At 72.0% G+C, this 6,047-nt stretch carries 7 protein-coding genes; 6 read left to right on the top strand and 1 reads right to left on the bottom strand.

From position 1 onward, the window contains the following. The 4 genes from VIG79_RS15025 to obgE all read left to right on the top strand — a co-directional run. On the top strand, positions 1-1,057 hold a 1,057-nt coding region (locus tag VIG79_RS15025; protein WP_331887094.1), incomplete at its 5' end, for a ribonuclease E/G. Between the two features lie 144 nt (positions 1,058-1,201). Next, positions 1,202-1,510, top strand: coding sequence for a 50S ribosomal protein L21 (gene rplU / locus VIG79_RS15020; protein WP_331887092.1), 309 nt, complete (start codon positions 1,202-1,204; stop codon positions 1,508-1,510). Positions 1,511-1,525: 15 nt separating this feature from the next. Beyond that, on the top strand, positions 1,526-1,786 hold the full coding sequence (gene rpmA, locus VIG79_RS15015) for a 50S ribosomal protein L27 (RefSeq protein ID WP_331887090.1): 261 nt from the start codon (positions 1,526-1,528) through the stop codon (positions 1,784-1,786). A gap of 94 nt (positions 1,787-1,880) precedes the next feature. Next, positions 1,881-3,410 carry a GTPase ObgE gene (obgE, locus tag VIG79_RS15010; protein ID WP_331887088.1) on the top strand — a complete coding sequence of 510 codons (1,530 nt, stop codon included), beginning with the start codon at positions 1,881-1,883 and terminating at the stop codon, positions 3,408-3,410. A gap of 8 nt (positions 3,411-3,418) precedes the next feature. On the opposite strand, the gene VIG79_RS15005 is transcribed toward obgE, so the two are convergent. Then, complete coding sequence (locus VIG79_RS15005) at positions 3,419-4,090, bottom strand: helix-turn-helix domain-containing protein (protein ID WP_331887087.1); 672 nt, start codon at positions 4,088-4,090, stop codon at positions 3,419-3,421. Positions 4,091-4,176: 86 nt separating this feature from the next. On the opposite strand from VIG79_RS15005, the gene VIG79_RS15000 reads away from it, so the two are divergent. Both VIG79_RS15000 and proB read left to right on the top strand, forming a co-directional pair. Continuing rightward, positions 4,177-5,016 carry a class I SAM-dependent methyltransferase gene (locus tag VIG79_RS15000; RefSeq protein ID WP_331887085.1) on the top strand — a complete coding sequence of 280 codons (840 nt, stop codon included), beginning with the start codon at positions 4,177-4,179 and terminating at the stop codon, positions 5,014-5,016. Positions 5,017-5,133: 117 nt separating this feature from the next. Next, positions 5,134-6,047, top strand: a 914-nt coding sequence (proB, locus tag VIG79_RS14995; protein ID WP_331887083.1) for a glutamate 5-kinase, incomplete at its 3' end; no start/stop codon positions are given.

Genomic DNA, 6,047 nt, shown 5'->3' with positions numbered 1-6,047 from the left:
CCACCACCGGGTCGACGAGCAGCTCTCCAAGGCGATGGACCGCAAGGTCTGGCTGCCGAGCGGCGGCTCCCTCGTCATCGACCGCACCGAGGCGATGACCGTCGTCGACGTCAACACCGGCAAGTTCATCGGCTCTGGCGGCAACCTCGAGGAGACGGTCACCAAGAACAACATCGAGGCCGCCGAGGAGATCGTCCGTCAGCTCCGGCTGCGCGACGTCGGCGGGATCATCGTCATCGACTTCATCGACATGGTCCTCGAGTCCAACCGCGACCTCGTCGTCCGCCGCCTTCTCGAGTGCCTCGGCCGCGACCGGACGAAGCATCAGGTCGCCGAGGTGACCTCCCTCGGCCTGGTCCAGATGACCCGCAAGCGGGTCGGTTCCGGCCTCATCGAGGTCTTCTCCGAGACCTGCGATGCCTGTGGCGGACGCGGCATCATCGTCCACAGCGACCCGGTCGACAAGAGCGCCAACGGTCACGACCATGCCGACAACGGCAACGGCAACAACGGCGGGTCCGGCCAGACGCGGGGGTCGAACGGCCGCAGCCGCGGACGCACTCGGTCCCCGGAGCCGCCGGCACCGCAACGCCACGGCGGGCCGACGCCCGCGCAGATCGCCGCCGCGGCGCACGCGGCCGCCATGAAGTCGAGCGGGTATGCCGGTGACGGCACCCTTGAGGACGGTCTCGTCGCTGGGGAGCCGGGTCAGGACGGACCGCTCGACATCGTCCTGGAGCTCGACCTCGAGGAGACCGAGCACGCCCCGGTGGCCGACGACGCAACCCAGGACGTCACGGAGCCCACCGGTCGGGCCGACGTCGCGAACGCCGAGCCGGACCGCGACGACGAGCCGTCCGCCCAGGACGCGGCCCAGGTCGAACCGGAGCCGCAGACCGCTCCCGAGCCTCCCCAGGCGCAGGTCGACGAGGACGTGGCCGCATACGCCGCCCCCGTCAGCAGCCCGCCGTCCCGGCCCCGCCGGCACCGCGGTCGGGTCGTCGCCCCCGCCGGTCCGCCGCGTGCCGTGACCCCGGGCGGCGACGCCAACGGCTGATTTGGGCAGGGAACCGGCGAACCGGTACGATCGTGCGTTGGTGCGCCCACCGATCTGTGCCCCGCGACACCGCGGACGCTACGTGACGGTTCAAGAGTGCGCGCGTTTCGTGACTTACGAGGAACCATTGAGAGCGAGTGACCTGTGTACGCGATTGTTCGCGCTGGCGGACGCCAGGAGAAGGTGTCGGTAGGCGACGTCCTGCTGATCGACAAGGTGGCAGGTGCGCCTGGCGACAGCATCGACCTGACGCCGCTGCTCGTCGTCGACGGCGGCACGGTCACCAGCGACGCGGCCAAGCTGGCCAAGGTCACGGTCACCGCCGAGGTCGTCAAGCCGGCCAAGGGCCCCAAGATCACCATCATGAAGTTCAAGAACAAGACCGGGTACCGCAAGCGCCAGGGGCACCGTCAGCCCCTGACCCAGGTCAAGATCACCACCATCGACGTCTGAGGGGATGGGCTAGACATGGCACACAAGAAGGGCGCGTCCTCGTCCCGCAACGGGCGTGACTCCAACGCGCAGTACCTCGGCGTCAAGCGGTTCGGTGGCCAGAAGGTCAACGCCGGCGAGATCCTGGTCCGGCAGCGCGGCACCCACTTCCACCCCGGCGAGGGCGTCGGTCGTGGCAAGGACGACACCCTCTTCGCGCTCGTCGCGGGTGCGGTGAAGTTCGGCAACAAGCGCGGCCGCAAGGTCGTCAACATCGAGCAGCCGGCCGACGCCTGAGGCGCAGGCTGCAGAAGGAGAGGGCGGACCAACCCGGTCCGCCCTTTCTGTTTCACGAGCGATTCACGAGCAGGGCTCTAGCGGGAGGAACGGTATGCCAGCGGCGAGCTTCGTCGACCGGGTCGTCCTCCACGTCGCGGCGGGTCACGGCGGCCACGGGGTCGCCTCCGTCAAGCGGGAGAAGTTCAAGCCCCTCGGCGGTCCCGACGGTGGGAACGGGGGCAAAGGCGGCTCGGTGATCCTGCGCGTCGACCCGCAGGCGACCACCCTGCTCGACTACCACCACCACCCGCACCAGACGTCCGGCAACGGCAAGCCCGGCGCGGGTGACGAACGCAACGGAGCCGACGGGGCAGACCTGGTGCTGCCGGTGCCTCCGGGCACGGTGGTCAAGGACGCCACGGGGCACGTCGTCGTCGACCTCGTCGCCGCCGGTCAGGAGCACGTCATCGCTTGTGGCGGCCGCGGCGGGCTGGGCAACCGGGCGCTCGCGTCACCTCGCCGGAGGGCGCCCGGGTTCGCCCTGCTCGGGGAGCCGGGGGACGCGCTCGATGTCGTCCTCGAGCTGAAGTCGCTCGCCGACGTCGCCCTCATCGGGTTCCCCTCGGCGGGGAAGTCCTCGCTGGTCTCGGTGCTCTCAGCGGCGCGACCGAAGATCGCGGACTACCCGTTCACCACCCTCGTCCCGAACCTCGGAGTCGTCACGGCCGGCGAGATGCGGTTCACCATCGCGGACGTCCCGGGGCTGATCCCGGGCGCCCACCTCGGCCGCGGGCTGGGCCTGGAGTTCCTCCGCCACGTCGAGCGCTGCTCCGTGCTGGCTCACGTCATCGACTGCGCCACCCTCGAACCCGGCCGCGACCCGCTCACCGACCTCGACGTCATCGAGGAGGAGCTCGCCGCCTACGTCCCCGACGCCGACCTCGGCGGTCGACCGCTGGCCGAGCGCACCCGCGTCATCATCCTCAACAAGGCCGACGTCACCGAGGCCCGCGAGCTCGCCGAGATGGTGAAGCCCGACCTCGAGCAACGTGGCTACGAGGTCCACATCGTCTCCGCCGTGGCGCACATCGGCCTGACCGAGCTGACGTATGCGCTCGGTCGCCTCGTGACCGCGGCTCGTGCCGACTTCGCCGAGATCGTGCCGCCGCGAATCGTCCTTCGCCCCCGGGCGGTCGACGACTCCGGGTTCGTCATCCGCCGCGAGGCCACCCCGGACGGACCCGCATACCGGGTCGTGGGGGAGCGTCCGACCCGCTGGGTCCGGCAGACCGACTTCGCCAACGACGAGGCCGTCGGCTACCTCGCCGACCGGCTCGGCCGGCTGGGCGTCGAGGAGGCCCTGGTCAAGGCCGGGGCCGTCGCGGGCGACACCGTGCTCATCGGCGCGGCCGACGACGCGGTCGTCTTCGACTGGGAGCCGACACTGATCAGCGGGGCGGAGCTGCTCGGCCAGCGCGGGAGCGACCTGCGGCTCTCCGAGTCGCAACGGGCGACCCGCGACGAGAAGCGCGAGTCAGCGCACGACCGCTACGTCGCGCGGCAGGCCACACAGTCGGACCTCGAGGCCGAGCGGCGGGCCGGCCACTGGGCGACGGCCCGCGACGAGACCGACGAGGACTGAGCCGCCCCTCAGGCGTGCAGCGCCAGCGCTCCCGACACCAGCGGGGCCATCGGGCTGAGCTGGAGCACGTCCGGGATGCGGCGCACGACGGCCCGCCGCCCCTCGATCGACAGGCCGTGGCGCAGGCCGGACGACAGCGGCAGCTGGCCCAGCCACACGCGGTACAGGGTGCGCACGTCCGACGCGATCGTCACGTCGACGCCGTACCCGGGGTCGGTCAGGCAGACCGAGGGCACCCGGTCCTCGACGAGGATCCAGAACCGGCGCGGGTCGTCGACGAACCGGACGTGCAGCACCCAGCGGTCCAGTGGCATGGCGGCGGTGTCGAGGCGGCCGTGCATCCACCAGACCAGCAGCTGGGCATCCAGCTCCTCCTCGCGCGGGTCGGCGAAGATCCAACGGGAGCCCCAGCTCCCGAGGGCCATGAGGACACCCTCGAGGTCGCGACCGCGCTCGGTGAGGAGGTAGCGGCCGCCGAGCCTGTCCACCAGGCCCTCCCGTTCGAAGGACCGCAGGCGTTTGGCCAGCAGGCTGCGCGAGAGGCCCGGCAGCCCTCGGGCGAGACCGTTGAACGTCGTCGTGCCGACGTAGAGGTCACGCAGGATCAGCAGCGACCACCGGTCCCCGACGAGGTCCAGGGTGCGGGAGATGGGGCAGTACTGGCTGTAGCTCTCGGCCATAGGTCCAGGATGGGTCCACTTCCGGGACCGGGGTAGTCCAGTTTCTGCACTGGTCCGGGATCCGGGCGTGGCGGACCCTCATGGACATGACGATGTCCACTCTTGATCCCGAGACCGACCGCCCGGTCAAGGCCCGCCACCGCGCGATGTGGGCCTCCGGCGACTACCCCCTCGTTGCCCGCACCGTGATCCCCGACCTGGGCGCGGTGCTCGTCCGGGCGAGCGGGGTCCGGGCCGGCCAGACGGTCCTCGACGTGGCCGCCGGCTCTGGGAACGCTGCGATCCCCGCCGCCGCAACCGGGGCGCGGGTGGTGGCCTCCGACCTGACGCCCGAGCTCTTCGAGGTCGGGCGCGAGGCCGCCATCCGTGCCGGCCTCGACGTCGAGTGGCGCGAGGCCGACGCCGAGGCGATGCCCTTCGACGACGCCGCGTTCGACGTGGTGCTCTCCTGCGTCGGCGTGATGTTTGCCCCGCACCACGAGATCGCCGCGGCCGAGCTGCTCCGGGTCTGCCGTCCTGGAGGCACGATCGGGCTGATCAGCTGGACGCCTCAGGGCTTCGTCGGCCGGCTCCTCGGCACGATGCGCCCGTATGCGCCACCGCCTCCGCCCGGTGCCCAGCCGCCGCCCCTGTGGGGCGACGAGGCGCACGTCCGTGGGCTCCTCGGCGACGGGGTTCGCGACGTCGTCGCGCGCCGGCAGGTGGTCCGCGTGGACGCTTACGCGACGCCGCCGGAGTTCCGGGAGTCGTTCAAGGCATACTACGGGCCGGTGCTGTCGGTGTACGGGTCGCTGGGCGACGACGCCGAGAGGGTCGCCGCCGTCGACGCCGCGCTCGACGAGCTGGCTCGCCTCGCCGACCTCGGCCGGGCCGGTTCGCTGGTCATGGAGTGGGAGTACCTCCTCCTGACCGCGACGCGCACCTGACCCGGATTGCTGCAGATCGTGGGAACTGGTTGACCCCAGGGGGTCGACTTGTTCCGACGATCCGCGAGCACGGACCGTCGGGCGGGGGAGCGGCTGCGCTCAATAGACTCGTTCCTCGTGTCGACGCGGGCCGCCATCGCCGCCGCCGACCGGCTGGTCGTCAAGGTGGGGTCCTCCTCACTGACCGGGCCGGACGGCGGGCTCGACGCGGGCCGGCTCCTCGCCCTGGTCAACGTGCTGGCTGCGCGTCGCCACACCGGAACGTCGGTCGTCCTCGTGTCGTCGGGGGCGATCGCCGCGGGTCTCGGGCCGCTCGGCCTGGCCCGGCGGCCCCGGGACCTCGCCACCCAGCAGGCTGCGGCCAGCGTCGGGCAGGGCGCGCTCGTCGCCGCGTACCAGCACGCGTTCGGCGCGCACGACCTCACCGTCGGACAGGTCCTGCTCACCGCGGACGACGTCACCCGGCGAACCCACTACGCCAACGCCCGCCGGACCCTCGAACGGCTCCTGGCCCTCGGCATCGTGCCGGTCATCAACGAGAACGACACGGTCGCCACCCACGAGATCCGGTTCGGCGACAACGACCGGCTGGCCGCCCTCGTGGCGCACCTCATCAACGCCGACGCGCTCGTGCTGCTGTCCGACGTCGACGCCCTCTACGACGGCCCTCCCCACCGGCCTGGCAGCCGGCGCATCCCGGAGGTCGGCGGCGCCGCCGACCTGGCCGATGTCGTGGTCAAGGGATCGACGTCGAACGTCGGTACCGGCGGCATGGGGACCAAGCTGGAGGCGGCCGGTATCGCAACTGCCGCGGGCGTGGCGACCCTGCTCACCTCGGCCGACCGCGTGCGGGAGGGCCTGGCGGGGGAGGACGTCGGCACCCTTTTCACGCCGACCGGGTCGCGCCGGGCGTCGCGGCTGCTCTGGCTCGCCCACGCGACCGAGCCCCGAGGGCGCGTGCTCCTCGACGCCGGCGCCGTGCGCGCCGTCGTCGACCGGCGGAAGTCGTTGCTGCCGGCCGGGATCACCGC

The sequence above is a fragment of the Lapillicoccus sp. genome (assembly GCF_036559105.1).
Classification (GTDB): domain Bacteria; phylum Actinomycetota; class Actinomycetes; order Actinomycetales; family Dermatophilaceae; genus Lapillicoccus.
The sequence above is the reverse complement of the archived record's forward strand: the minus strand, read 5'-3'. Positions and strand labels throughout refer to the sequence as shown.

What these genes read in the sequence shown, in the direction of transcription:
- rpmA (WP_331887090.1), top strand. Translation starts at nt 1,526, where the DNA reads ATGGCACACAAGAAGGGCGCGTCCTCGTCCCGCAACGGGCGTGACTCC.
- obgE (WP_331887088.1), top strand. Translation starts at nt 1,881, where the DNA reads ATGCCAGCGGCGAGCTTCGTCGACCGGGTCGTCCTCCACGTCGCGGCG.
- VIG79_RS15005 (WP_331887087.1), bottom strand. Translation starts at nt 4,090, where the DNA reads ATGGCCGAGAGCTACAGCCAGTACTGCCCCATCTCCCGCACCCTGGAC.
- VIG79_RS15000 (WP_331887085.1), top strand. Translation starts at nt 4,177, where the DNA reads ATGACGATGTCCACTCTTGATCCCGAGACCGACCGCCCGGTCAAGGCC.